Annotated in this window: 23 protein-coding genes; 12 read left to right on the top strand and 11 right to left on the bottom strand. The window is 44.3% G+C overall.

What is annotated here, in order from left to right; translation table 11 throughout:
* Nucleotides 1–10 precede the first annotated feature (10 nt).
* From folK to ICN48_RS08495, 5 genes are read right to left on the bottom strand one after another with little or no spacing between them, the layout of a single operon-like run.
* A complete protein-coding gene (gene folK, locus ICN48_RS08515) occupies nucleotides 11–538 on the bottom strand; it encodes a 2-amino-4-hydroxy-6-hydroxymethyldihydropteridine diphosphokinase (protein WP_216153271.1) in 528 nt (175 codons plus the stop codon).
* A gap of 52 nt (nucleotides 539–590) precedes the next feature.
* Nucleotides 591–1,991 (bottom strand): polynucleotide adenylyltransferase PcnB, encoded by a 1,401-nt coding sequence (gene pcnB / locus ICN48_RS08510; RefSeq protein ID WP_216153270.1) that lies wholly within the window; start codon nucleotides 1,989–1,991, stop codon nucleotides 591–593.
* Complete coding sequence (locus tag ICN48_RS08505; protein WP_216153269.1) at nucleotides 1,988–2,668, bottom strand: HAD-IB family hydrolase; 681 nt, start codon at nucleotides 2,666–2,668, stop codon at nucleotides 1,988–1,990. The genes pcnB and ICN48_RS08505 overlap by 4 nt, the downstream gene beginning before the upstream one ends.
* A gap of 19 nt (nucleotides 2,669–2,687) precedes the next feature.
* Entirely contained in the window at nucleotides 2,688–3,443 is a 756-nt protein-coding gene (gene hda / locus ICN48_RS08500; protein ID WP_216153268.1) for a DnaA regulatory inactivator Hda, read from the bottom strand.
* An 11-nt stretch (nucleotides 3,444–3,454) separates the two neighbouring features.
* Nucleotides 3,455–4,444: an AI-2E family transporter gene (locus tag ICN48_RS08495; protein ID WP_216153267.1), complete on the bottom strand. Its 990-nt coding sequence runs from the start codon at nucleotides 4,442–4,444 to the stop codon at nucleotides 3,455–3,457.
* 72 nt (nucleotides 4,445–4,516) lie between these two features.
* On the opposite strand from ICN48_RS08495, the gene purM reads away from it, so the two are divergent.
* Nucleotides 4,517–5,569, top strand: a complete 1,053-nt coding sequence (gene purM, locus ICN48_RS08490; protein ID WP_216153266.1) for a phosphoribosylformylglycinamidine cyclo-ligase — start codon at nucleotides 4,517–4,519, stop codon at nucleotides 5,567–5,569.
* 9 nt (nucleotides 5,570–5,578) lie between these two features.
* Here purM and miaA read toward each other — a convergent pair whose 3' ends face one another.
* Complete coding sequence (miaA, locus tag ICN48_RS08485) at nucleotides 5,579–6,583, bottom strand: tRNA (adenosine(37)-N6)-dimethylallyltransferase MiaA (protein ID WP_216153265.1); 1,005 nt, start codon at nucleotides 6,581–6,583, stop codon at nucleotides 5,579–5,581.
* Between the two features lie 58 nt (nucleotides 6,584–6,641).
* Here miaA and ICN48_RS08480 point away from each other — a divergent pair, with 58 nt between their 5' ends.
* Nucleotides 6,642–7,286 (top strand): VTT domain-containing protein, encoded by a 645-nt coding sequence (locus ICN48_RS08480; protein ID WP_216153264.1) that lies wholly within the window; start codon nucleotides 6,642–6,644, stop codon nucleotides 7,284–7,286.
* A 36-nt stretch (nucleotides 7,287–7,322) separates the two neighbouring features.
* Here the strand turns inward: ICN48_RS08480 and ICN48_RS08475 are convergent, their stop codons facing one another.
* Entirely contained in the window at nucleotides 7,323–8,165 is an 843-nt protein-coding gene (locus ICN48_RS08475) for a SirB1 family protein (protein WP_216153263.1), read from the bottom strand.
* A gap of 5 nt (nucleotides 8,166–8,170) precedes the next feature.
* Nucleotides 8,171–9,724, bottom strand: coding sequence for a murein biosynthesis integral membrane protein MurJ (gene murJ / locus ICN48_RS08470; RefSeq protein WP_216153262.1), 1,554 nt, complete (start codon nucleotides 9,722–9,724; stop codon nucleotides 8,171–8,173).
* Nucleotides 9,725–9,875: 151 nt separating this feature from the next.
* On the opposite strand from murJ, the gene rpsT reads away from it, so the two are divergent.
* Entirely contained in the window at nucleotides 9,876–10,142 is a 267-nt protein-coding gene (rpsT, locus tag ICN48_RS08465; protein WP_215391548.1) for a 30S ribosomal protein S20, read from the top strand.
* 73 nt (nucleotides 10,143–10,215) lie between these two features.
* On the opposite strand, the gene ICN48_RS08460 is transcribed toward rpsT, so the two are convergent.
* The gene (locus tag ICN48_RS08460; protein WP_216153261.1) at nucleotides 10,216–10,530 is read right to left on the bottom strand and encodes a DUF3579 domain-containing protein; all 315 of its coding nucleotides are present in this window, start codon (nucleotides 10,528–10,530) and stop codon (nucleotides 10,216–10,218) included.
* A 153-nt stretch (nucleotides 10,531–10,683) separates the two neighbouring features.
* Between ICN48_RS08460 and argF the strand changes: the two genes are divergently transcribed.
* From argF to ICN48_RS08440, 4 genes are all read left to right on the top strand, one after another.
* Nucleotides 10,684–11,631: an ornithine carbamoyltransferase gene (argF, locus tag ICN48_RS08455; protein WP_216153311.1), complete on the top strand. Its 948-nt coding sequence runs from the start codon at nucleotides 10,684–10,686 to the stop codon at nucleotides 11,629–11,631.
* A gap of 78 nt (nucleotides 11,632–11,709) precedes the next feature.
* Nucleotides 11,710–12,942 (top strand): argininosuccinate synthase, encoded by a 1,233-nt coding sequence (locus ICN48_RS08450; RefSeq protein ID WP_216153260.1) that lies wholly within the window; start codon nucleotides 11,710–11,712, stop codon nucleotides 12,940–12,942.
* A 30-nt stretch (nucleotides 12,943–12,972) separates the two neighbouring features.
* Nucleotides 12,973–13,278 carry a pyrimidine/purine nucleoside phosphorylase gene (locus ICN48_RS08445; RefSeq protein ID WP_215358532.1) on the top strand — a complete coding sequence of 102 codons (306 nt, stop codon included), beginning with the start codon at nucleotides 12,973–12,975 and terminating at the stop codon, nucleotides 13,276–13,278.
* Between the two features lie 68 nt (nucleotides 13,279–13,346).
* A complete protein-coding gene (locus ICN48_RS08440) occupies nucleotides 13,347–14,087 on the top strand; it encodes an alpha/beta hydrolase (protein WP_216153259.1) in 741 nt (246 codons plus the stop codon).
* A 10-nt stretch (nucleotides 14,088–14,097) separates the two neighbouring features.
* Here ICN48_RS08440 and ICN48_RS08435 read toward each other — a convergent pair whose 3' ends face one another.
* Together ICN48_RS08435 and ICN48_RS08430 are read right to left on the bottom strand one after the other, a co-directional pair.
* Complete coding sequence (locus ICN48_RS08435) at nucleotides 14,098–14,550, bottom strand: DUF192 domain-containing protein (RefSeq protein WP_216153258.1); 453 nt, start codon at nucleotides 14,548–14,550, stop codon at nucleotides 14,098–14,100.
* Nucleotides 14,551–14,633: 83 nt separating this feature from the next.
* Nucleotides 14,634–14,837 (bottom strand): cold-shock protein, encoded by a 204-nt coding sequence (locus tag ICN48_RS08430; protein ID WP_011903586.1) that lies wholly within the window; start codon nucleotides 14,835–14,837, stop codon nucleotides 14,634–14,636.
* 277 nt (nucleotides 14,838–15,114) lie between these two features.
* Between ICN48_RS08430 and clpS the strand changes: the two genes are divergently transcribed.
* The 5 genes from clpS (at nucleotide 15,115) to ICN48_RS08405 (ending at nucleotide 24,096) form a co-directional block, all read left to right on the top strand.
* Nucleotides 15,115–15,471 carry an ATP-dependent Clp protease adapter ClpS gene (gene clpS / locus ICN48_RS08425; protein ID WP_370624189.1) on the top strand — a complete coding sequence of 119 codons (357 nt, stop codon included), beginning with the start codon at nucleotides 15,115–15,117 and terminating at the stop codon, nucleotides 15,469–15,471.
* Complete coding sequence (clpA, locus tag ICN48_RS08420; RefSeq protein ID WP_216153257.1) at nucleotides 15,468–17,774, top strand: ATP-dependent Clp protease ATP-binding subunit ClpA; 2,307 nt, start codon at nucleotides 15,468–15,470, stop codon at nucleotides 17,772–17,774. The genes clpS and clpA overlap by 4 nt, the downstream gene beginning before the upstream one ends.
* 41 nt (nucleotides 17,775–17,815) lie before the next feature.
* Nucleotides 17,816–18,049: a hypothetical protein gene (locus ICN48_RS08415; RefSeq protein WP_068320954.1), complete on the top strand. Its 234-nt coding sequence runs from the start codon at nucleotides 17,816–17,818 to the stop codon at nucleotides 18,047–18,049.
* Between the two features lie 237 nt (nucleotides 18,050–18,286).
* Entirely contained in the window at nucleotides 18,287–20,785 is a 2,499-nt protein-coding gene (locus ICN48_RS08410; RefSeq protein WP_216153256.1) for a bifunctional diguanylate cyclase/phosphodiesterase, read from the top strand.
* A gap of 77 nt (nucleotides 20,786–20,862) precedes the next feature.
* On the top strand, nucleotides 20,863–24,096 hold the full coding sequence (locus tag ICN48_RS08405) for an EAL domain-containing protein (RefSeq protein ID WP_216153255.1): 3,234 nt from the start codon (nucleotides 20,863–20,865) through the stop codon (nucleotides 24,094–24,096).
* Nucleotides 24,097–24,126 lie beyond the last annotated feature (30 nt).

The following is a 24,126-nucleotide window of genomic DNA, read 5'->3' as shown; positions in this document are numbered from 1 at the left end:
GTTTAATGAATTAATGAGCCGTTTGGCTATAAACGTCTTTTTCCCCGCAATTGCAGTTCCTACAGGGGAGTTTTTCAATTCTTTGATGAGCTACATTCGGTAAGTAGGCTTTGAGTTCGCCCCAGTTGGGTAGAAAAATATCTGGCGCAATTTCCAGCAGGGGTAGGAGCACGAATGAGCGCTCGATGATTTTAGGGTGGGGCAGCATCAACTCAGTTTCATTCTGAGTAACCCCTTCAAAAGAGAGGATGTCGAGGTCGAGGGTTCGAGGCGCATTTGCATATGGGCGTTCACGACCAAACTCTTGTTCAATCGTTTGGCAAACATGGAGCAGGCCGTATGGACTTAATTCGGTTTCAACTTCAATGACAGCATTAATGTAATCACCACCTGGAGCTTCAACCGGCGCGCTTTGATAAAAGCAGCTTTTTGCTAGGATTTGCAGTTCAGAGCGTAATGCCAGACAGACAATGGCATCAGTAATAAGCTGACGTGTGTCGCCGATGTTGCCGCCAAATCCGATATATGCCCGAGCCATAAGTTTCCAAACTAAAGATCAAACTACTTTACAGAAATTTCTCTAAGTTTGCTCAGCTCGCTGCACTTTCTGGAGGCACGGCTGATTTTGGCTTTCTACGGCGCCGTCTTTTGGCGGGACTTTGGCTGTTACCTAACTCATTTTTGACGCTAGCCATGAGCTCATCTTGGCCTGTGGGTTCGGCTGCAATAAAGTCTGTCCACCATTGACCGATCGCAGGGTTTAATTCTCCCGTAGCGCAGCGTAGGAGCATAAAGTCATAACCCGCTCTAAAACGAGGGGATTCAATGAGGCGGTAAGGGTAGCGACCTACCCGCCTCTCAAAGCGGGGCTGCATAGACCAAATCTCACGCATATCGCTTTCAAAGCGACGTTGAATAGTCATGCCGCTACTTTGAGTTGCAATCGTGCCATCCATCGCATCGTGCAAGGCGGGAATATTGGCCATTCCCTTTGCGGAATTGGCTTTCCAATTCTTCAATAAATCAGGCCAAAGTAGGGTGGCAAATAAAAATCCTGCAGAGACACTTTTGCCAGATTGGATGCGATCATCAGTATTGGCTAATGCCAGTTTTACAAAATCATTTGCCCCTTTGGAGTCTTCACCTTTATCTAGAATGTGATCTAGTAGTGGAAGTAAGCCATGATGAAGTCCAGCATCTTTGAGTCCCTGGATGGCTGCCCAAGAGTAGCCTGACATCAAGAGTTTTAGAATTTCGTCAAAGAGTCTGGCTGAGGGAACATCATTTAATAGTTTTCCTAACTTGGCAATCGGGGCACGTGTAGCGCTGTCTAATTCAAAACCTGTCTTAGCTGCAAACCGAACTGCTCTGAGCATACGAACAGGATCTTCACGATAGCGCTTTGCTGGATCACCAATCATGCGCAAAGTTTTCTTTTGCATGTCTGCCATTCCGCCGTGATAGTCAAGAACGGTTTCGGAAGAAGGGTCGTAATACATCGCATTGATTGTGAAATCACGCCTTGCTGCATCTTCACCTTGCGAGCCCCAGACGTTATCGCGCAGGATTCGACCACTCTCAGCTACGTGATCTCCAGCATTGTCTAATAAGGCCCTGAAGGTTGATACCTCAATGATTTCTGGGTGCCCCTTACCAAAAAAAGTCACATGCACAATCTGAAAGCGGCGACCAATCAGGCGCGCTTTACGAAAGAGTCTTTGCACTTGATCAGGCGTTGCATTGGTTGCAACGTCAAAATCTTTCGGACCAATTCCAAGGGCAAGATCTCTGACAGCGCCACCAACAATAAATGCCTCATAGCCTGCTTGTTGCAATGTGTGCGTTACCTTCACTGCGTTCTTAGAAAGTAGGTGAGGGTCAATACGATGTGCTTTTTTAGGAATGCGTTTTGGGGCGCCAGTATTGTTCGCCTGTGTGTGCTTGACCATTGGGTCGCGGCGCAAAATACGTTTAATAAATTTTGTAATCATGCAAACAATTCAAGAATAGGCCAGTTACGCTGCTTCGCTTCATTGCGCAGGCGAGCATCTGGATTGGTGGCAACAGGATGACTTACCTGTTCAAGCAAGGGGAGATCATTCATCGAGTCAGAATAAAAATAACTGTAAGGCAATGTATCTAAGGATAGTTTTTGAGATGCCAGCCAATCGTGTAGATTTTGAATTTTGCCTTCACGAAAATTTGGAATGCCCTTAACTTCGCCGGTGAAGTTGGCCAAGGGTTGGTTGTCTGCCGTAGCAGGTTCGGTAGCAATCAGATATTCAATCCCAAAGCTCTCAACAATGGGTCGGGTGACAAAACTGTTAGTTGCGGTAATTACGCAGCAAAGATCACCAGCATCCTGGTGACGCTTTACAAGATCCATTGCTTGTTGTCGGAGTTGGCCGTTAATCACTTCTTTCATAAAGGCGTCGTGCCATTCTTTGAGTTGTGCGCGTGAGTGCTCTGAAAGAGGCTTTAAAGCAAATCGCAGAAATTCATGAATATCGAGCTTGCCATCTTTGTAGTCTTGATAAAAGCGTTCGTTTTGTCGTGCGTAGTATTCACTATCTACAACCCCAATGCGAGCCAAAAATTGGCCCCACTCGTAATCGCTATCGCAGGGCAAAAGAGTGTGGTCTAAATCGAAAAGGGCTAACTGGGTCACGAATGAAGTATTGAATAAATTATTTAGGCTGCAAAAGCTCGCGTACAAGAGGCAAGGTTACAGCACGTTTTGTTTCTAGTGAGTAAGCATCTAACGCATCAATTAAAGCCATTAAGCTAGGCATATCCCGGTAAAACCGACTTAATAACCAAGGAAGTACATCAGGAGATAGAATAAGCCCTCGTGCTTTGGCCGCTTCCTCTAATGCCTGTATTTTCTCATCATCATCCAAAAGCTGCGTCTGAAAGATCAAACCCCAGCCCAGACGGGTTCTCAGGTCCTCTCGAAGCTTTAAATTAGCCGGCGCAGCCTCACCAGCCATGAAAATGTATACCGCTTTGCCTGCCTGCACTCCATTGAGAATGCGAAAAAGTGACCCAACGAGGCGATCATCTAATCGATCAACATCATCTACAGTGATTACTGAAGGGGTAGTGCTTTCAGAGATTGCCCCCATCTTTTCTTCGAGTCGAACCCAAGATGCAGGCTCGAATGGGGTAAGGGCAATGCGCTCTAAGCTGGCATGTTCTGCTGCATTCCCAATGGCATCAAGTAAGTGCGTTCTTCCAGACCCTTCAGGTCCCCACCAGTAAATCCAGCGTTGATTCAGCGGATTCTCAGAAGCATGGTTACCAAGCGTGTTCCACGATTTTTGAATATCTTGTAGAGCAGAAATTAAGGCAAGATCTTTTCCAGGAAGATAGTTTTCTAAACTAGCTTTCGGTGAATGACTGATATCAAGCGCAAATTGTTTTGGAAGCGAAGGTGTATTCATTGCTACCAATTTTATTTTTGATACCAAGAGCTTTGTGTATAGACAGACCAAAAATACTGAACTAATACTAAACTTACTGCGCTAATTGGAAGTGCAAGTAGCACTCCAAAAAAACCAAACAAGTTGCCAAAAAGTAGCAAGGCAAATAGAACGGCAACAGGGTGCAAGCCAATACGCTCTCCAACTAGACGTGGTGTTAAGAAAAAGCCTTCTAGAAGTTGGCCGATGCCGAATATGATTAGCACCCCAATAAGCTGAGGTCCAATACCAAATTGTAAGATTGCAGAGATGATTGCTAGACTAAAGCCAAGGGTAATCCCAACATACGGTATGACAATCATCAAGGCGGTGAATACACCTAAAGCAACTGCCCCTTTGATACCAATCACGCTCAAAGCAATACTATAAAAAACAGACATGATAGAAATCACAATAATCATGCCGCGCAAATATTGCGAGAGCAAACCATCAGTGTGCATTGCCAAGTGCGTAATCGTATCTTGAGCTCGCAAAGGTACTAGCGTTTTAACAAGAGTGAAGAAGTGAGTCCAATCAATGAGTAGATAGAACATCACAAAAATAATGAGCACTGAATTTACAAATCCAGTGATTACCGAACTACCTGACATAAGTACCGTATTAAAGGTCGTTGTCATTAAAGAATCTGCATTATCACTAATATGCTCAGATATTTTTTGTGAAGCTGCAGTTTTTAAAGTGCCCCAGTCAACATTAATATGAAACTCGGCCAACTTTGGCTCGAGCCAGGCCTGTGTATTTGCTATCCAATCTGGAAGCTGGGCTTTAATCAAGGGAATCTCGTTTTTGAGTAGGCCAATAAATAAGCTCAGAATGGCAATTACGATTGCTAGGCCCAAAACTACAGAGAGTGCTGCTGCCACAGCAGCGGGTATCCGCCTTCCTTCCATCCATAGGAAAGCAGGCCTTAGGATGTAGGCAAGGATGAATGCAGTCAGAAAAGGGGTAAAAATTTCAGCCATGACGAGTAATCCTCTAGAATTCAATGATTCTACTGATCTAGTAGCATTTTTTACTAATATTCCGGCCCCGACATGACTTCACCTTCTAATTCCTCCTCAAAAGGCCTTTCCTACCGTGATGCTGGCGTTGATATTGACGCTGGGGACGACTTGGTTGACCGCATTAAGCCGCTCGCCAAGAAAACCATGCGTGAGGGTGTTCTGGCTGGAATTGGCGGCTTTGGAGCCCTTTTTGAGGTGCCTAAGCGCTATAAAGAGCCAGTTTTGGTTGCTGGTACGGATGGCGTAGGCACTAAGCTTAGGTTGGCATTCGAGTGGAATCGCCATGAAACCATTGGCCAAGACCTGGTAGCCATGAGTGTGAATGACATTTTGGTTCAGGGTGCTGAGCCTCTTTTCTTCTTGGATTATTTTGCTTGTGGCAAGTTGACTGTGGACACTGCGGCAACCGTTGTTGGCGGTATTGCCAAGGGTTGTGAATTATCTGGCTGCGCATTGATTGGTGGCGAGACAGCTGAAATGCCCGGTATGTACCCACCAGGAGAATATGACTTGGCTGGTTTTGCAGTCGGCGCCGTTGAAAAATCCAAAATCATTACAGGTGCAACCATTGTTCCAGGCGATGCGGTATTGGCAATTGGTTCTAGTGGCGCGCATTCCAATGGTTACTCATTGGTGCGTAAGATTATTGAACGTGCCGGTGCAAAGCCAAGCGATGATTTAGGTGGTCGCTCACTAGGTGATGTTGTGATGGCGCCAACAGAAATTTATGTAAAGCCGCTTCTGAAATTGATTTCTGAAATCAATGTAAAAGGAATGGCACATATTACTGGTGGTGGTTTGGTAGATAACGTACCCCGCGTGCTTCCAGAAAATACTCAAGCAGTGCTTCATCGTGATAGTTGGGAAATGCCGGAGCTCTTCCGTTGGTTGCAAATGAAGGGCGGTGTTGCTGATGCAGAAATGGTGCGCGTATTTAACTGCGGTATCGGAATGGTGGTGATTGTATCTCCTGATCAAGTGGATGCTGCGATCAAGTCTTTAACTGCTCAGGGCCTCAAAGCTTGGACAGTTGGCGAAGTGGTTGAGCGTCCAAAAGATGCGCCACAAACGATTGTTATTTAAGTTACCAACCTAGTTACTCAAATTTTTCTTGCAGTAATCTAATGCCGCCTTCAACTCTTCGGGGTTGAAGGGGTCAAATGTTTTTCTTCCCTCAATTGCCCGCAGCCATGTGAGTTGTCGTTTGCTAAGTTGTCTAGTTGCCGCTAATGCTTTGTAGCGCATTTCTTCAGCATCAATTTCCCCATTAAGAAATTCCCAGGCTTGGCGATAGCCTACCGAGCGAATGGCTGGAAGATCTGCATGTAATCCAGTATTGGCACGCAGTGCTTTGACTTCATTCATAAATCCCGCCGCAAGCATTTCATCAAAGCGTTTCTCTAAATTGAGATGCAATCGTTTGCGATCACTTGGCTCTAGTGAAACTAAATTAATCCATGGTGGAATGGCACAGCCTTCCCTGCCATCTTCACTGGGCGAGTCAGCAAGTAATGCTGACATGGGTTTACCAGTGATTTCAAAAACCTCTAAAGCGCGTTGCACTCGTTGAGAATCATTCGGCTTTAAACGCGCTGCAGTTTCGGGATCCACTTTAGCAAGCTGATCGTGCATTGCTGGCCAACCGATAGTCTTACCCTCTTCATCCAAGCGAGCTCGAATTTCTGGATTTGCTGGAGGCAGCGAGGAGAGTCCATGCGCCCACGCGCGCCAATACAGCATGGTTCCGCCTACAACAACCGGAATATTTCCTCGAGCACGAATTTGTGCGCAAAGATCTTTCGCATCTTTAGCAAAACGCGCCGCTGAATACACTTCGGTGGGATCGATGATGTCAATCAGGTGATGTATGACTGCAGTTTGTTCGGCTTTGGTGGGTTTTGCGCTACCTATATCCAAACCGCGGTAGACAAGGGCAGAATCCATGCTGATGAGCTCAATCGTTTGACCAATGGATTTTGCATACTCAGCCAATGACATGGCGAGATGGGTTTTGCCTGCGCCCGTGGGCCCAACAATACAAAGAATGGGGGCTTCATAGAGAGCATGCATTGGCTGAATGTAGGGTTCAGTTGACATACCCAATTATAAGAGCCTGTTAATATCCGCAACAACCCACAAGTTAGAGAGCGAGTCGATGGATACCCTTTTGCAAATCAGTGATTTATTGCTTCATATTGATAAACATCTAGATGTGGTGATTCAGCAATATGGCCCCTGGGCTTATGGATTGTTATTTACCATTGTTTTTGCAGAGACGGGCTTGGTGGTGGCCCCATTCTTGCCAGGTGATTCACTTTTGTTTATCGCTGGTGCATATTGCGCCACAGAACATTTCAATATCTGGACCTTATGCATTGGTTTGTTAGTTGCTGCAGTCGCAGGGAATACCTTGAACTATTTCATTGGTCGCTGGATTGGCAAACGCGTATTTAGCAGTAAATCGCGCTGGATTGATCAAGGTGCTCTACTGAAGACGCATGCCTTTTATGAAAAGCATGGCGGAAAAACCATCATCCTTGCGCGCTTCCTACCAATTATTCGGACCTTTGCGCCTTTTATCGCCGGTGTATCCGAGATGAACTTCTCACGCTTTCAGCTTTTCAATATCACGGGCGCTGCTCTGTGGGTATTTGGGTTGGTGATTGCTGGATATTTCTTTGGCAATATTCCTATTATTCGCCAGAACCTGAATGTGATTGTGCTAGTGGGGGTTGGTGCAGCGGCTATTCCAGTTGTACTAGCAGCCCTGTATAAAATTTTTCAGCGCAAGCAAGACTAAAGCAAGCAAAACAACTAAAGCCAAAATTTCTTGGCTTTAGTGCAGCTTTGTTTGACTCTCGAGAGTGGCGATATGCTCACGAATATCGCTGGCATCTTCAGCCTCTGGCATTTCACTCAGGTAGCGATGCATATCTGCTAATGCAGGACGTAAATATTCCAGTTGTGCAAAGATCAACCCGCGGTCTCTAATCTCCTCAGCGGAGTCAGGCAGAAGGATTACAAGACGCTCTTGAATGCCCAATAAACGCTCCCAGCGCTCATGCTCAGAGTAAATCATTTTCAGGTTTCTCAGGAAGCGCGACAAAATCTCTCTCGAGCTGGAGGCGCGTAAGAATATATTCAGCGGCAGGCTCAGCTCACCTCGATACCCTTTGGCATCCAAGTAGGGGTCAAGCATCTCTTGCAATTGATGTTTAGAGAGTGATTCTCCAGTAAGGGGATCCATGATCACTTCACCTTGTTGTAAAGAGATGCGCATCATGAAGTGATTGGGAAATGAAACCCCCCGAATTTTCAAACCAATTTGATTGCCTAATTCCATCATTAGCATTGCCAATGAAATTGGAATGCCCCTGCGATTCTCGAGTACGTAATGCAAGTACGAATTCTCGGGCGCATAAAAATCATTTGGATTCGGACCAAATCCTAACTCGTTATAAAAGAAATGCTTCAGAATTTGTAAGCGCTGAACTGGGGATGTATCTGGAGTCACGCGTGACTTTAATTTATTACCCAATTGATCAAGCTGATCCAGTACATGTTGAACATCTAGATCGGGATAAGCGTGTTGTGCGATGGCGATTGCAGCCTCCGTTAGAGGGAGGTGTTCGTCTTCAGCAACTAGGGAAGTGAAATAGTCGAGTTGTTGTGTTGGCATAAAGTCTATTTTGCATGACGTAAGAATTTTTGCCAGCGAATTCCAACTAAAGCGAGGGATGCAAAGTAAACGATGGCCGCAACAGCTAGCCATGTGGCAAGTAAGCCAATGCGAAGCCATGGCTCGGCTTGAAGCTCGATCCAATGATATGCGCCAGCAGCATAAAAAAGTACTGCGGCAAAGGGAATGAGGGCCAGGAATAATTGGCCTAGGTACTTGGCCCAGGCAGAGCTTGGTAGGGCACCGCGTCTATGTAGGCCAACCCATAAGAGGGCTGCATTCAGACAAGCGCCCGTGCCAACCGATAAAGCAAGACCAGCATGCCCAAGCCAAGGCACGAAGACGAGGTTGGCTAATTGGGTGGCCACTAAAACGAGTAATCCAATTTTGACTGGGGTGCGAATATCTTGGCGAGAATAAAAGCCGGGAGCTAAAATTTTTACCAGAATCAAGCCAATCAGCCCAACTCCATAGGCGGCTAAAGCTCTTTGCGTCATCACGACATCAAGTGCATTGAATTTACCGTAGTGGTATAGGACGGCTGCCAGTGGCTCCCCAAATATAAAGAGCGCAAGCGCACATGGTGCGGCTAGCAAAAATGTCAGTTGCAATCCCCAGAGGAGTAATTCTCCAGCATGTACTAAATCATTTTTGGCATTGGCTTTGCTTAAGCTTGGCAGAAGCACGGTACCTAGCGCTACTCCAAGTAGTGCAGTTGGAAACTCCATTAAGCGATCTGCATAAGATAGCCAGGAAACACTTCCTGCTTGAAGGCGTGAAGCAATATTGGTATTGATGATGAGGGATATTTGTGCCACAGACACCGCAAAGACTGCCGGCCCCATCAGGCGCAATACTCGTCTTGCATCTGGATTATTGATAGCCGTTTTGATGGCGCCTGGCAACAAACCAATGCGCGGTAATAGGCCAATGCGAGAGAGGGCGGGAATTTGAATGGCAAGTTGCAAAACGCCACCAATCAAAACGCCAATGCTTAGGGCGTAAATGGGCTGCTCAAGATGGGGCGATAAAAATATGGCGCTTCCAATTAAGGCTAGGTTGAGTAAAACCGGGGTAAAGGCGGGAATAGCAAAGCGCTGGAATGTATTCAAAATGCCGGCTGACAGCGAAACCAGGGAAATCAGGCCGATATAAGGGAACATGATGCGGGTCATCACTACGCTAGCCTCATAGGCAGGACCACCCTTAAAGCCCGTAGCAACGATCAAAATGAGGGCTGGGGCGCCAATTACGCCCACCAATACTGTGAGCAGCAAAGCCCAAAATAAGAGGGTGGAGACCGCATTAACGAGGATTTGGGCCTGTTTTTGATGCCCTTTACTGGAGATTTCTCCCAAAATAGGTACAAAAGCCTGAGAAAAAGCCCCTTCGGCAAACAGTCGGCGTAGCAAATTGGGTAGCCTAAAAGCCACATTAAAGGCATCGGTCCACTCTGAAGCCCCGAAACTACGGGCAATCAGGGTCTCCCGAAGCAAGCCCGTAATACGGGACAGCATGGTCAGGGAGCTGACCTTAGCGGCGGCAGAAAGCAGATTCATGAGCCGATTTTCACCTATTTATCAGTCGGCTGGGCTTTTTTGCCCCTTTAATGTAAAATCTTGGGTTTTGGCGAGCTTGCTTATGAATCTAGCAAGTCCGCAAGATTTTTAACTAATCGCATTTTGCAATTTATAGAGGCAAGGTTTAAAGATGGCCAATACAGCACAAGCGCGCAAGCGTGCACGCCAAGCAGTAAAACAAAACGAACACAATTCCAGTTTGCGTTCAAAGCTCCGTACTTCCATTAAGGCAGTTCGTAAAGCTATCGAAACTGGTGACAAAGCCGCTGCAGCGAAAGTTTTCTCTGCAACTCAAGCAACAATCGACAAGATTGCTGACAAAAAGATTGCTCACAAAAATACTGCAGCTCGTCAGAAGTCACGTTTGTCTGCAGCTATCAAGGCTATGGCAGCGTAATACAGTTTTAGTTTTAGGCTGGTCGAAGTAGTTTCGACCTAGGCCCGCTCCTCAACAGAGCGGGTTTTTGTTTTTAAGGCTGGGCCGAGGCTGTTGGGTTGAACTCACATGCCTCTTCGATTGGTAGGTCATTGTCTTTGGCAAAGTTCATGACAAAGTCTAGCGCTCGTGGATCTAGGTCTCTCAGCCGAGTATCGATAACAACGCATTTCACTTTTGCAATTAGCACTGGTCTGACATAGGGCGAATAAGTGAAGCGAGGGTCCCCGGAATCTCCGGGAGGGCGAAAAGTAGCCATTACCCCGCACAAACGCTCTGCCCAATCGCTGGGCCGAAATGGTTTGCCAGAAGTGGTAATGCCTTGAATGAAAAGCTTTTTGTGGTTCAAGTTCGCGTAATGATGGTTGTAGGAATTAGTATTGCTAAGTCCTCTAGCTTAACAGCCTGAGTTGGCCGTAAGATGACTTTAGGATCTATTTTCGTGCAGCCGAATGTTTGAAGAAAAAAAATGCAAGCCAAAACTTTAGTAGAAAGCTCAACTATGACATCGCTGGCAAAGCCTCAAGCGCCCGGTAAGGTAAAGCACTACCTGCAGTTTTCTGATCTGACTCGTGAAGAGTACGACTATTTACTCAAGCGTTCGGCGTGGCTTAAGGCCAAATTCAAGAGCTATGAAACTTGGCATCCACTGCATGACCGCACTTTGGCCATGATTTTTGAGAAGCATTCCACCCGCACTCGTTTGTCATTCGAGGCGGGTATTCATCAGCTTGGCGGTCATGCGGTATACCTAAACACCCGAGATACCCAGTTGGGTCGTGGCGAACCTGTAGAGGATGCTGCTCAGGTGATTTCAAGGATGACGGACATCATCATGATCCGTACCTTTGGTCAGGAGATTATTGAGCGTTTTGCTGCTAATTCACGGGTGCCTGTGATCAATGGTCTGACAAATGAATTTCATCCTTGCCAAGTATTGGCCGATATTTTTACGTTTGTTGAGGCTCGCGGTCCGATTCAAGGGAAGACGGTAGCTTGGGTAGGCGATGCCAACAATATGGCCTATACCTGGTTACAGGCTGCTGAATGCCTAGATTTTCAATTGCGCTTCTCTGCGCCAGAGGGTTATCAGTTAGATGCAACGCGTTTGTCACCAGAATCCGTCAAGCATTTAACCATTTGCGCTGACCCCAAAGAAGCTTGCAAAGGTGCTGATCTAGTGACTACCGACGTATGGACCAGCATGGGCTATGAGGATGAAAATGCTTTACGTATGAATGCCTTCCAGGATTGGATGGTCGATCAAGAGCTAATGTCCTTGGCTAAGCCTAATGCCCTATTTATGCACTGCTTGCCAGCGCACCGTGGTGAAGAGGTTTCAGCGGAAGTGATTGATGGGCCACAAAGTATTGTTTGGGAAGAGGCAGAAAATCGTTTGCATGTCCAAAAGGCTCTGATGGAGTATTTGCTTTGCGGTCATTTGGATTAAGTAATAAAACTTCAGCAATAAAATAATCAGCAAGTAACAAGCAATTCGTTTTCACTAATTTTGATTGAATAAGAAAAAATGTCCGATATTAAAAAAGCAGTCTTAGCGTATTCCGGTGGTCTAGATACCAGTGTGATCTTAAAGTGGCTTCAAGATACTTATGGCTGCGAGATCGTCACCTTTACCGCTGATTTAGGTCAGGGCGAAGAGCTGGAGCCAGCACGCGCTAAGGCTTTGCAATTTGGTATCAAGCCTGAAAACATTTTTATTGATGACTTACGCGAAGAGTTTGTGCGTGACTTTGTGTTCCCAATGTTCCGTGCGAATACGATTTACGAGGGTGAATATTTGTTGGGCACCTCTATTGCGCGCCCATTAATCGCTAAGCGTCAAATTGAAATTGCTCGCTTGACCGGTGCTGACTCTGTATCGCATGGCGCAACCGGCAAAGGAAATGACCAGGTTCGCTTTGAATTAGGTTACTACGCTCTTGAACCAGGAATCAAGGTAATCGCTCCTTGGCGTGAGTGGGATCTTCTCTCACGCGAGAAGTTGATGGCTTATGCAGAGAAGCATGGCATTCCAGTTGAGATGAAGCATAAGCAAGGCGGTTCACCGTACTCAATGGATGCGAACCTCTTGCACATTAGCTATGAAGGCCGTCACCTCGAGAATCCAAACGCAGAGGCAGAAGAGTCTATGTGGCGTTGGACTGTTTCTCCTGAAAAGGCTCCAGATGCCCCAGAAATTATCGAAATCGAATTCAAGGCTGGCGATCCAGTAGCAATCGATGGCAAAACTTATAAGCCGCACGAGTTGTTGGCTGAATTAAATCGTCTTGGTGGCAAACATGGCATTGGTCGTCTCGACTTAGTGGAAAACCGCTTTGTTGGCATGAAGAGCCGTGGCTGTTACGAGACTCCTGGCGGCACAATTCTTCTAAAGGCTCATCGTGGTATAGAAAGTATCACCCTGGATCGTGAAGTAGCCCACTTAAAGGATGATTTGATGCCTCGCTACGCAAGCTTGATCTACAACGGTCTGTGGTGGGCGCCAGAACGTCTCGCACTCCAAACCCTGATTGATCATACGCAACAGGCTGTGAATGGTGTTGTACGTCTAAAGCTCTACAAAGGTTCTGTCTCCGTGATTTCGCGTGACTCAGCCAATACTTTGTTTGATCAGAATATTGCAACCTTTGATGATGATGGTGGCGCATACAACCAGGCAGATGCTGGCGGCTTTATTAAGCTCAATGCTTTACGTATGCGTATTGCTGAAACAGCTAGACGTAAGCGCGCAAAGAAATAATCAAAACCAACTAGTTTAGAAAGAACCAAGATGCAATTTGATCAAGTTTCCGTAGGTAAAAAAGCCAATGTATTTTTTGATGGCAAGTGCGTGTCTCACACTGTGACATTGCCAAATGGCGTGCGCAAGTCAGTTGGCGTGGTACTGCCAAGTACCTTGCGTTTTGACTTAAGCACTAGCGAGATTATGGAAGTAGTTGATGGCAATGCTTTTGTCAGCATCAACGGCGCCCCTGAGCAAGAGTTCAAGGCTGGTCAAAGCTGGGAAGTAGAAAAGGGTGGCTATTTCATTATTCGTGCTGAGCAACCAGTGCACTATGTTTGCCATTTCGAGTAACTAAAAGATACTTCAAATAATGCCACCTTCGGGTGGTTTTTTATTTTGTGTCGTGTAAGAATCTACAAATGAAGATTGCTCATATTGTTACTGTATTCGGGATACTTATATCCTCTACTGCATATTCCCAAGTCTTTGATGTTCTTTACAAAGACGATGCGCCTACTAGAACATTGTTAAACCCAGTCAAAAATGCTAAAGCAGTAGTCTTGTTATTTCCTGGTGGCGGTGGCGTCTTAAATCTGAAGGATGATGGTTCAACGACCAACGGCCATACCTTTGTCAGGTCTAAGGATCTCTGGGCTCAGTATGGAATTGATTCTGTGTTGGTGGATACGCCTTATGACCTTGGTGCAGGTATGCGTAATTCAAGATCCATTAGAGATCACCAGCAAAGAATTTTGAATGTGGTGACTTATTACAAAGAAAAATTAAATCTACCGGTATGGATATTTGGCCACAGCATGGGCACTGTTAGCGTTACTGAATTTGTAAATGGTGGAAAAGAAAAAGAAAAATTGATCGCTGGGGTAATTGTTGCGGGCACTTATAGGTCGGCCACAATAGATTCCGATGTAACAGTGCCTGTGCTAGCAATTCATCACGTTGATGATGGTTGTGGGTCTACGCCATTTGTTTCATCTGAAAGAATTATTGATGGCCGCTCAAAAAAATTAAGCTCCCAATTTATTCAGATCGATGGCGGAATCAGTGAAGGTGATGTTTGTGGCTCAAGGGCGTATCACGGCTTCAATCAAAAAGAACCAGAGTTCGTTAAAGCTGCAGCCCAGTTCATATTGAAGAACTAAGCCCAAATAATTACCGCCTTGGCAAGCCAGTGACAACTGCGCCCGGTACGATTACTCTTTCTGAGAACCACTGCTTATTCATTTCCAATGCATAACGCACAGCCGCTTTAGGGCAATGGTTGTTAGTAGTTTCAGCCTGCATCTCTTCAATGTTCACAATCTTGCCATCATCCGCAATGAATGCAATCGAGAGTGGAATCTTAGTGTTATTCATCCAAAAGCAGTGACCAGCTTTTTGTTCGAAGATAAATAACATTCCAGAATTGGTTGGCATGCTTGTGCGATTCATGAGACCAACCTCTCTAGCCTTCGGTGTATCGGCAAGCTCAGCCTGAATTCGGTAGATACCCGCCTTTAATTCAACAGTCGGTAAGCCAACATTGACTTGAGCTGACGCAAAGCCCGAGCAAAAGAAAAAGAGGATGGCAAATAATTTAATGAAATTGTTTTTTGAGATAAGCATGAATATATTTTAAGTGAGGGAAATTGCGGACGAAAAAAAACCCAGGAACGAATCCTGGGTTTTTAATAATGATCTAAGGACTATTAAGCCGCTTGGATATTGGTAGCTTGCTTGCCTTTAGGACCTTGGGTAATATCAAACGTTACCTTTTGGTTTTCCTTGAGGGTTTTGAACCCAGGCATAGTAATTGCGCTGAAATGCGCGAACAACTCTTCTTCACCATCATCAGGTTTGATAAAGCCAAAACCTTTTGCATCATTGAACCACTTAACAATTCCGGTCGCCATGCGAACTCCATTACATAAACTTAAAACAACCGTGATGAGGGTAAATACTTTTTAATCAGTCTCAATCCACAACACGCCTAAATAGAACCTCTCTTGAAGCCTACCCCCTGATTGTTTGCCCTTTTTGGAGGGGTGTCAAGGAGTTATATGCCCCTACCCCCTAGTAATTACCCCTTTTTTTATAGAAAAATGCCCCAATATAGGTTTAAGAGGGTTTTTTTGCGTGTTTTTCGCAACATGACCCCTGTAAATTAGAGTTTCAATATCTGTGTTTAGAATGTTTCTCATGAGTCGCGCTCCCAAAAACCCCACCACTGGCAACCCCAGCAATCCATACGTTGAAGATACCCTTCTGCTCGAAAAACAGATCGAGCAAGTTAAGGCGCCCTCGATGTATAAAGTTTTACTATTAAATGACGATTACACGCCAATGGAATTTGTGGTGATGGTCATTCAGGAGTATTTTAATAAGGATCATGAAACAGCTACACGCATTATGTTGCAAGTACATTTAATTGGCAAAGGCGTTTGCGGAGTATTTACCCGTGATGTCGCTGCCACGAAAGTGCATCAAGTTATCGAATTATCCCGTGAAGCGGGTCATCCACTACAGTGCACTATGGAGGAAGCATGATTGCCCAAGAATTAGAAGTAAGTTTGCACATGGCGTTTGTTGACGCAAGGGCATCGCGACATGAGTTCATTACGGTCGAGCATTTGCTCGCGGCCTTACTGGATAACGCCACCGCGGTAGAGGTCTTAAAAGCCTGTGCAGTCAATATTGCAGAGCTGCGTAGCCAACTCAAAAACTTTATTAATGACAATACACCGGTGGTCCCAGGCAATGACGAGGTTGATACGCAACCTACGCTAGGATTTCAGCGAGTCATTCAGCGTGCCATCATGCATGTGCAGTCCACATCAAATGGAAAGAAAGAAGTGACTGGTGCAAACGTACTAGTGGCCATCTTTGGTGAAAAAGATTCGCATGCAGTGTATTTCTTGCAACAACAGGGCGTTACACGATTAGACGTTGTGAACTTCATTAGTCATGGTGTGCGCAAAGATCAGTCCGAGCATGTGAAGCCTGTGGAGCCCTCTCAGGAAACTGAGGAATCTAGTGCCTCTGGCAAAGAAAGTCCTCTAGAGCAATACACCCAGAACCTCAACACACTGGCCCGTCAAGGCAAGATTGATCCATTGATTGGCCGTGAAAGTGAAGTAGAGCGCGTGATTCAGGTCCTCTGCCGTCGTCGCAAGAACAATCCATTATTAGTGGGCGAAGCTGGCGTTGGTAAAACGGCGATTGCTGAGGGCTTGGCCTGGAGAATCGTTAAGGGTGATGTGCCTGATATTTTGGCTAACGCTACCGTTTACTCTTTGGATATGGGCGCTCTTTTAGCGGGGACTAAATACCGCGGTGATTTTGAACAGCGCTTGAAAAGTGTTCTGAAGTCTTTAAAAGATCATGCGCATGGCGTTTTATTTATTGATGAGATTCATACATTGATTGGTGCTGGTGCGGCTTCTGGCGGAACATTGGATGCTAGCAATTTACTAAAGCCTGCATTGTCCAATGGTCAGCTGAAATGTATCGGCGCAACTACCTTTACAGAATATCGTGGAATTTTTGAAAAGGATGCAGCTTTATCGCGTCGTTTTCAAAAGGTAGATGTTGTTGAGCCAACAGTAGATCAAACCGTGCAAATTTTACGTGGCTTGAAGTCACGCTTTGAAGAGCACCATAGCGTGAAATATGCGGCAGGCGCATTAGTCGCCGCTGCCGAGCTTTCTGCGCGCTACATTAATGACCGCCATTTGCCCGATAAAGCAATTGATGTCATTGATGAAGCGGGCGCTGCCCAACGTATTTTGCCGAAATCTAAGCAGAAGAAAACTATTGGCCGTCCTGAGATTGAGGAAATTGTGGCAAAGATTGCGCGCATACCGCCGCAATCAGTCACGGTCGACGACCGTAGTAAGTTGCAAACTTTGGATCGTGACATTAAGAGTGTGGTTTTTGGTCAAGATCCTGCGATCGAGGCCTTGGCTAGCGCTATCAAAATGACTCGTGCTGGTCTAGGCAAGATCGATCGTCCAATCGGCTCATTCTTGTTCTCCGGACCAACTGGTGTTGGTAAGACTGAAGTTGCTAAACAGCTTGCCTACATTCTAGGTATTGAGTTGCTCCGTTTTGATATGTCCGAGTACATGGAGCGTCATGCAGTGAGTCGCTTGATTGGTGCGCCTCCAGGTTATGTAGGATTTGATCAAGGCGGCTTACTCACTGAGGCCGTAAATAAGAAACCACATTGCGTGCTCTTGCTTGATGAAATTGAAAAAGCTCACCCAGATATTTTCAACATTCTCTTGCAAGTGATGGATCATGGCACATTAACGGATAACAATGGTCGTAAGACTGATTTCCGTAATGTGATCATTATCATGACCACGAATGCTGGTGCTGAAGCGATGCAGAAATCAACCATTGGCTTTACCAATGCGCGTGAGTCTGGTGATGAGATGGCTGATATCAAGAAATTCTTCACGCCGGAGTTCCGCAATCGCTTAGACGCCATCGTTTCCTTCAAAGCTCTTGATGAGTCGATCATCATGCGCGTGGTTGATAAGTTCTTGATGCAGTTAGAGGAGCAACTCCATGAGAAGAAAGTGGATGCAACCTTTAGTCCTGCCTTGCGAGCCCATTTGGCCAAGCATGGCTTCGATCCTTTAATGGGCGCTCGCCCGATGCAACGCATCATTCAAGACACTGTCCGTAAGGCGCTTGCTGACGAGCTACTGTTTGGTAAGTTGGCTCAAGGTGGTCATGTGGATGTTGATATTGATGCTGATGGCAAAGTCCTATTGAACTTTGATGCTCCAGCATTACCAGGAAAGCGCGCTAAGGCTGATGTAGCGCCTGCTGAAGAAATTTAATTCACTAATTTATTTAATAAATACAAACCAAAAAGGAAAACATGTCTCATCACGATAAATTACTAGAAGCCTTTGAAACTTACAAAGCTGAAAATGAAAAGTTTCAAGGAAAAGGTATTAAAGCTTCTGCAGCCCGCGCTCGCAAGGCTTTGCAAGAGATCGCAGGATCATGCAAAGAACGCCGTAAAGAAATCACTGCTGAGAAAGAGTCTCGTGAAGGTGCTGGTGCAGGTATGTCACAAGATGCAGCTCGCAAGGCGCATATTCGTAAGTAGCTTAGTAGAGTTTTTATGAAAAGCCACCCTTGGGTGGCTTTTTTGTTGCCGCGCGAAGCTTATGTAAGGCGTTGGTGTTCCGGGTTACAGGAGATGGCGATAAAAACTATTATTCAATTAATTAGTAGAAAAGTACTAATTAATTGAATAATCTGACAATGAGCAGTCCTTTTCAGTCGTGGTTCGGGATAAGATTGAAGAAGTCAAATAATAAATATCTAATTCTTAATTACAGTCATGCAGGACTCTGAAAATTTAATTGAAGTGCAAGACCCTGTTGCTGCAGTAGTGGGACAAAAATATCAGTCAGACATATTTTTTGCCGTCACTTATGAGGGGCAATTCGTGGAGGCTAGCGATGGATATTGTCAGCTCATAGGCTATGACAAAGCAGAGCTATTCGGCATGAACATGAGTGACGTGCAAATAGAGGGTGCACGGGAAAAGAGTTTGAATGGCCTGCAGCATCTCGTTGATAAAAGCTTTACCCAAATTTCAATCGAACAGCTATCTAAAGATCAAAGAGTCATTTCATTTTTGATCAATGCGTTTATTGGATCTCAAGATGAAAAGATTTTCTGCTTTGCCATTGAGAATAAATCAACGCCCAAAGCAAAAGACGGATTAAAGTTATCGCTCGAGCTTGCCAATAGTTTAATCAAGAATTCCAGTGACTTAATTCTGATTACTGAGGCTGAGCCATATCACTGGCCGGGACCGAAAATTGTTTTTGCTAACGATGCCTTGCTCAAACAAACTGGCTATACACTCGAAGAGGTCATAGGAAAAACTCCCCGAATATTTCATGGGCCAAATACCGATGCCGAAACGGCGCATCGTATTCATCTTGCTCTGGATAGGTGGCAGCCGATTCGAGAGGAGGTTCTTAATTACACAAAAGATGGAAAAGAGTTTTGGCAAGAACTGAATATTTATCCACTGGCTAATGAGGTTGGATGGTTTACTCATTGGGTTTCAATTCAAAGAAATATTACCGAGCGAAAACTTTTAGAAAAAAAACTTAATGAGATGCAGTACTTCTTGGAGGAATCCCAGCGGCGTTTGGTGATTGCAACTAGTGCTGATGGTGTCGGAATTTGGGATTGGGATATTATTAATGATATTTTGATTTGGGATGATCAAATGTATCAGCTTTACGGAATTCAGAAAGAGCAATTTGCTGGTGCATATGAAGCTTGGCAAAATGGCCTACATCCTGACGACAGACAGGAGGGTGAAAAAGCGATTCAAGAAGGAATCCAAAGCGGTGAGTTCAAGCTTGAGTTCCGCATAGTTTGGCCAGATGGCAATATTCGCTACATACGTGGTCATGCTCGCACCTTAAAAGATTCAGGCGGCATTGCTTATCGCATGATTGGAACAAATTGGGATATCACTGAACAAAAATCAGCAGAAAATAAAGCTGAGGAACTCGCTTTTTTTGACCCTCTCACTAATTTAGCAAATAGGCGCTTGTTTATTGATCGGCTTCAACGAGCTATTAAAGCGACTCAGCGCAGCAAGGCCTATTGCGCGCTTTTCTCTATTGATCTTGATAATTTCAAGATGACAAACGATATCCATGGACATAATGGTGGCGATACTGTATTGAAATTAGCCGCCACCAGTTTTTTAGGCGCAGTGCGGGCTGGTGATACTGTTGCGCGCATGGGCGGGGATGAATTTATGATTTTGATAGAGGACTTGAGCTCTAGCGCCTCAGAGGCGGCACATGCAATCAAAATTATTGCAGAAAAAATTGCATCTTCGTTTAATGAGGCTCGGAAAAAAACTTCACATGTTTCAATGGGCACCATTAGCATTGGAACTACATTATTCCAAGGTGAGGGTTGTGGTGAAATTGATGAATTGATAAAGCAGTCGGATCTGGCTCTTTACCAAGCAAAAGAGGCGGGCCGGAACTGCATTAAATTTTATGATGAAGATATGCAGGCCTCTATCAATGCGAGGATGGCTTTACAGGCCACGTTGCAACAGGCGCTTAAGAATCAATGGTTTGTATTGCACTACCAGCCACAAATTGACGGCAAGGGTCGCATTAGCTCGGCTGAGGCACTTATCAGGCTAAATCATCCCGAACTTGGCCTTATGAGTCCGGCAAGATTTATCGGTCTGGCTGAGTCTTCGGATCTTATTGTTCCTATTAGCTGGTGGGTAATTAAGGCTGTCTGTTCGCAACTTGTTTCATGGTCTACTCAGGAAAAGATGGCGCATCTTTCAATATCGGTCAGTATTAGTATTAAACAGTTTGAGCAAGATAATTTTGTTAGCAAGCTAATTAAAATGGTTGATGAGTCTGGGGCAAATCCAAGGCTAATTAATCTCGAATTAACAGAATCCTTATTTTTAGGCGATAGGGCTAATGCCATCCTCAAGATGCAAGCATTAAAAAAACATGGCTTTAATTTTTCCTTGGATGACTTTGGTACGGGTTACTCATCCTTATCTTATTTAAAGAGCCTTCCTTTTGATGAGTTAAAAATTGACCAAGCATTTGTGGCAGATATTCCTGAAAATAAGACAAATTGCGACATCATTCGCATCATTATTCAAATGGGACAAACGCTTGATTTGAAAGTAGTTGCTGAGGGTGTTGAAAATAAGGTTCAATTTCAGTACCTCCAGGCGATGGGTTGCCATCACTACCAAGGGTATCTATTTTCTAAGCCGCTGCCAGTCGATGATTTTGTTGCGGCCACCATGCAGTTTAATTAGTGGTTTAAGTCAAGTTGGAGCTTAATTGAAATGACACACTTCTTTATTTAAAGGTAAAAATTCTTATTCACGCGATCATGAGTGTATTTACTAGACAACTCTCAACAGTTCAAAGGAGAATTATTGCCTTCCTAATTGGTGCGCTTGCGGCTTACGCATTGCTTCTATTCGCGCTGGAGATGGGTTTAGAGTGGCGCTTTTCGATCTTGGGGCCAATAGCGGGTTTTGGATCGGCAATTGTGATTGTATTTGGCAGAAAAGCAGCCATTCCATTGTTGATATTTTCCTTTCTTATCCAAACTTTCATTCTTTATCAACAAAATCAGATAGCCAATCTGGCTATTTTTTATCAGTCCGTCATTCAAGCGATAGTCTTCGCTTTTATAGCATATTTAAATGCAACCTGTTTCACTAGATTTAATAGAGCCTATCACCAGTCAAATTTTAAAGAGTGTGTTTTATTTTTTTGCACACCTGGTTTCAGCACAGCCCTTTGGTTGGGCTTGTCCTTATTCTTTCTCCCCCTCCCTGACTCCCTTGAAGTCTCGGCGTTATTTCTGCTCGTTTTTACAGCTACATTAGGTCAATATATCGGCTTGATATTAGCCCTTCGCTTGATTAGAGTTTTGTCTAATTTTGATCGCGGATCTAATAATATCAAGATAAAAAACACGGTAATTCCACTTTGGGTAGTTTTTGGGTCTATATTTCTTTTCCTGCACTTACTAAATAATGAATTAGAAAAAAAGTTCAGCATTCAATTTGAAAAGATATCAATTGAGGTGAGTGACTTAATTGAGACTCAATTTACAGCGCAAGATGCATTCATTGATGGTGTAGGAGCATTTTTTTCTACCCAGATCTTGCCCGTGACTCAGGATAATTTTAAAGAATACGTGGCACATGGATTGACTCGTTATCCGATGATTCAAGGTATTTCATGGCTCTCATACCTTCGACCTGAACAATTGCAAAGTTATATTCTTGCTCAGCAAAATAGATATCCTAACTTTGATGTTAGGGCAATTGGCAGTAATGAAAGGTTGGTGCCTGATGGAATAAGACAGTTTTATACCCCGGTGACTTTTATCGAGCCATTTGATGTCAATCTGAAAGCGCTTGGTGTTGATATCTCTAGTAATCCAGTTTGCTTGGAGGCTATTGAAAAGGCAATTTCTGGCAACAAGATGGTCTCTAGTGCACCCATTAAGCTAGTTCAAAGCCAGGAAAATAAAATAGGTATATTGCTTCTGAAATATATTGCATTTTCTAAAAATGGCCCTGGGCTAGTCAGTGAAGTATTGCGTCTAGAAGATTTTATTGGGCTCACAACGAAACGCTTAAGTAATGATGCTAATATCAGAGTGATAGACATGGGCTCAAAAACTGTGGTTTACGATAATCATTTTGACTCATCCAGGCTAACTACCTCTCAATCTTTCATGTTTGGTGGACGAGTATTTAATGTTGAAACTGGTCCAACCCCAGAATTTATGGCGATTCATAACCCGCCAAAATATAAATTTTTTATGGGAGCGATAGCCGCAATCCTGTTTTCAGTATTTAACTCATTCTTACTGTTAATCTCGAGATTTCATAGGGGAATTGAGGAAAAGGTTTTTGAGAAAACTTCTCAGCTAAATAAAAGTGAACAGCAATTGCAATATGTATTGACTGCCACGGGTGATGGTATTTGGGATTGGGATATTAAGGGTGGCACTGTTACACATAATCAGCGTTGGTTGGAACTGCTGCGCTTGCAGTCTAGTAATGTGGACGCTACCATGGAGAGCTATAAGTCTCTTATACACCCTGACGATTTTGATAATGTGTTGAATGCTATTAACAGCACATTGCAGACTGGTAATAAATATGAATTTGAATACCGCATGATAAGCGGGGATAAGAGTTTGCTCTGGGTCTCGGACAAGGGAATGATCGTTGAACGCTCCCCCAGTGGTGAGCCTTTGCGCATGGTTGGTGCAATTACGGATATCTCAGCTCAAAAGCAAGCCCAAGAAAAAATTGAGGAGTTGGCTTTTTTTGATTCTGTTACGGACTTACCGAATCGACGCTATATTGAAAATCAAATTAACCAGGCTCTTCAAGAGTGTCGCCGAAATAATCGTTTCTCTGGGCTAATGTTATTGGATCTAGATAACTTTAAGTTTGTTAATGATACCCATGGTCACAATATTGGAGATGTTCTATTGAAGCAATTTGGAGAGCGTTTAAAGAGCGCCCTTAGACCAATGGATTTTATTTCTCGTATTGGCGGCGATGAATTTTTAGTATTGTTTGACTCGTATTTTGATTCTGAAGGGCAGTGCGTCGAAAGTCTGAGGGTGATTGTTGAGCGCATATGCGAACAAATAGCAGAGCCCTTTGTGATTGATCGCGTCATTAGAGTGCATATTAAGCCCAGTATTGGCGTACTTACTTTTGGCTCTGATGCTAAAGGCTTCAAAGAACTGATGACATATGTAGACTTGGCAATGTATAGCAATAAAGCTAACCGATTACAAAAGTACCGCTTTTTTGATCAGTCCTTGCTCGAAGAATTTAAACAAAAAAATGATTTGAGTGATGGGCTAATTGATGCCTGTAGTTCTGAGCGGTTTTATGTGGATTACCAGCCGGTTCTCAACCGGGAAAAGGAAGTTGTTGCCTATGAAGCTTTGGTGCGATGGAATCACCCTACATTAGGTAAGCTAGGGCCAGAAAGGTTTATCCCTTTTGCCGAAAAAAATGGGCAAATTAGGTCGGTTGGAAACGCAATTTTCAATAAGATATTCTCCAGTACAAATGCAACTCAATTAGGAAGAGGGGATAAAACATGTAGTTTGTTGCTTAATGTGAGTGGCCTTCACTTGATGGATGCCGAGTTTGCTGATGAGTTCATATCAATCATAAAGAATTATCATTTCCCCCTAGATTTGATTCATTTAGAAGTGACTGAGAGTGTATTTTTATACGATAAAGAACAATCTGTACGCACAATGCAAGCCCTAATCAATGAGGGCGTTAAGTTTGCTTTAGATGATTTTGGTACAGGTTATTCTTCATTTTCCTATTTGCAAAAATTACCCATTAAGTACTTAAAAATTGACAAAACATTTGTCGCTGCTTTAGGCGATATTGAAAGTCGCTCAATTGTGAGAAATATTATTATCTTGGCTCATGCCCTAAATTTAGAAGTGATTGCCGAGGGGATAGAAACCGCAGATCAATATCAGTTGCTATTTGAAATGAATTGCACCTATTTTCAGGGTTGGTACTGTGGGATTCCTGGCCCGCTGCCAACCACCTAATAAAACTCTAGCCTGCTAGATATGAGGCTT

The sequence above is a fragment of the Polynucleobacter sp. JS-Safj-400b-B2 genome, from assembly GCF_018881975.1.
Taxonomy (GTDB): Bacteria; Pseudomonadota; Gammaproteobacteria; order Burkholderiales; family Burkholderiaceae; genus Polynucleobacter.
Note: the sequence above shows the minus strand (reverse complement) of the source record. Positions and strands in the feature narration are given on the sequence as shown.

What these genes read in the sequence shown, in the direction of transcription:
- folK (WP_216153271.1), bottom strand. Translation starts at nt 538, where the DNA reads ATGGCTCGGGCATATATCGGATTTGGCGGCAACATCGGCGACACACGT.
- pcnB (WP_216153270.1), bottom strand. Translation starts at nt 1,991, where the DNA reads ATGATTACAAAATTTATTAAACGTATTTTGCGCCGCGACCCAATGGTC.
- hda (WP_216153268.1), bottom strand. Translation starts at nt 3,443, where the DNA reads ATGAATACACCTTCGCTTCCAAAACAATTTGCGCTTGATATCAGTCAT.
- ICN48_RS08495 (WP_216153267.1), bottom strand. Translation starts at nt 4,444, where the DNA reads ATGGCTGAAATTTTTACCCCTTTTCTGACTGCATTCATCCTTGCCTAC.
- purM (WP_216153266.1), top strand. Translation starts at nt 4,517, where the DNA reads ATGACTTCACCTTCTAATTCCTCCTCAAAAGGCCTTTCCTACCGTGAT.
- miaA (WP_216153265.1), bottom strand. Translation starts at nt 6,583, where the DNA reads ATGTCAACTGAACCCTACATTCAGCCAATGCATGCTCTCTATGAAGCC.
- ICN48_RS08480 (WP_216153264.1), top strand. Translation starts at nt 6,642, where the DNA reads ATGGATACCCTTTTGCAAATCAGTGATTTATTGCTTCATATTGATAAA.
- ICN48_RS08475 (WP_216153263.1), bottom strand. Translation starts at nt 8,165, where the DNA reads ATGCCAACACAACAACTCGACTATTTCACTTCCCTAGTTGCTGAAGAC.
- murJ (WP_216153262.1), bottom strand. Translation starts at nt 9,724, where the DNA reads ATGAATCTGCTTTCTGCCGCCGCTAAGGTCAGCTCCCTGACCATGCTG.
- rpsT (WP_215391548.1), top strand. Translation starts at nt 9,876, where the DNA reads ATGGCCAATACAGCACAAGCGCGCAAGCGTGCACGCCAAGCAGTAAAA.
- argF (WP_216153311.1), top strand. Translation starts at nt 10,684, where the DNA reads ATGACATCGCTGGCAAAGCCTCAAGCGCCCGGTAAGGTAAAGCACTAC.
- ICN48_RS08450 (WP_216153260.1), top strand. Translation starts at nt 11,710, where the DNA reads ATGTCCGATATTAAAAAAGCAGTCTTAGCGTATTCCGGTGGTCTAGAT.
- ICN48_RS08445 (WP_215358532.1), top strand. Translation starts at nt 12,973, where the DNA reads ATGCAATTTGATCAAGTTTCCGTAGGTAAAAAAGCCAATGTATTTTTT.
- ICN48_RS08440 (WP_216153259.1), top strand. Translation starts at nt 13,347, where the DNA reads ATGAAGATTGCTCATATTGTTACTGTATTCGGGATACTTATATCCTCT.
- ICN48_RS08435 (WP_216153258.1), bottom strand. Translation starts at nt 14,550, where the DNA reads ATGCTTATCTCAAAAAACAATTTCATTAAATTATTTGCCATCCTCTTT.
- ICN48_RS08430 (WP_011903586.1), bottom strand. Translation starts at nt 14,837, where the DNA reads ATGGCGACCGGAATTGTTAAGTGGTTCAATGATGCAAAAGGTTTTGGC.
- clpS (WP_370624189.1), top strand. Translation starts at nt 15,115, where the DNA reads ATGTTTCTCATGAGTCGCGCTCCCAAAAACCCCACCACTGGCAACCCC.
- clpA (WP_216153257.1), top strand. Translation starts at nt 15,468, where the DNA reads ATGATTGCCCAAGAATTAGAAGTAAGTTTGCACATGGCGTTTGTTGAC.
- ICN48_RS08415 (WP_068320954.1), top strand. Translation starts at nt 17,816, where the DNA reads ATGTCTCATCACGATAAATTACTAGAAGCCTTTGAAACTTACAAAGCT.
- ICN48_RS08410 (WP_216153256.1), top strand. Translation starts at nt 18,287, where the DNA reads ATGCAGGACTCTGAAAATTTAATTGAAGTGCAAGACCCTGTTGCTGCA.
- ICN48_RS08405 (WP_216153255.1), top strand. Translation starts at nt 20,863, where the DNA reads ATGAGTGTATTTACTAGACAACTCTCAACAGTTCAAAGGAGAATTATT.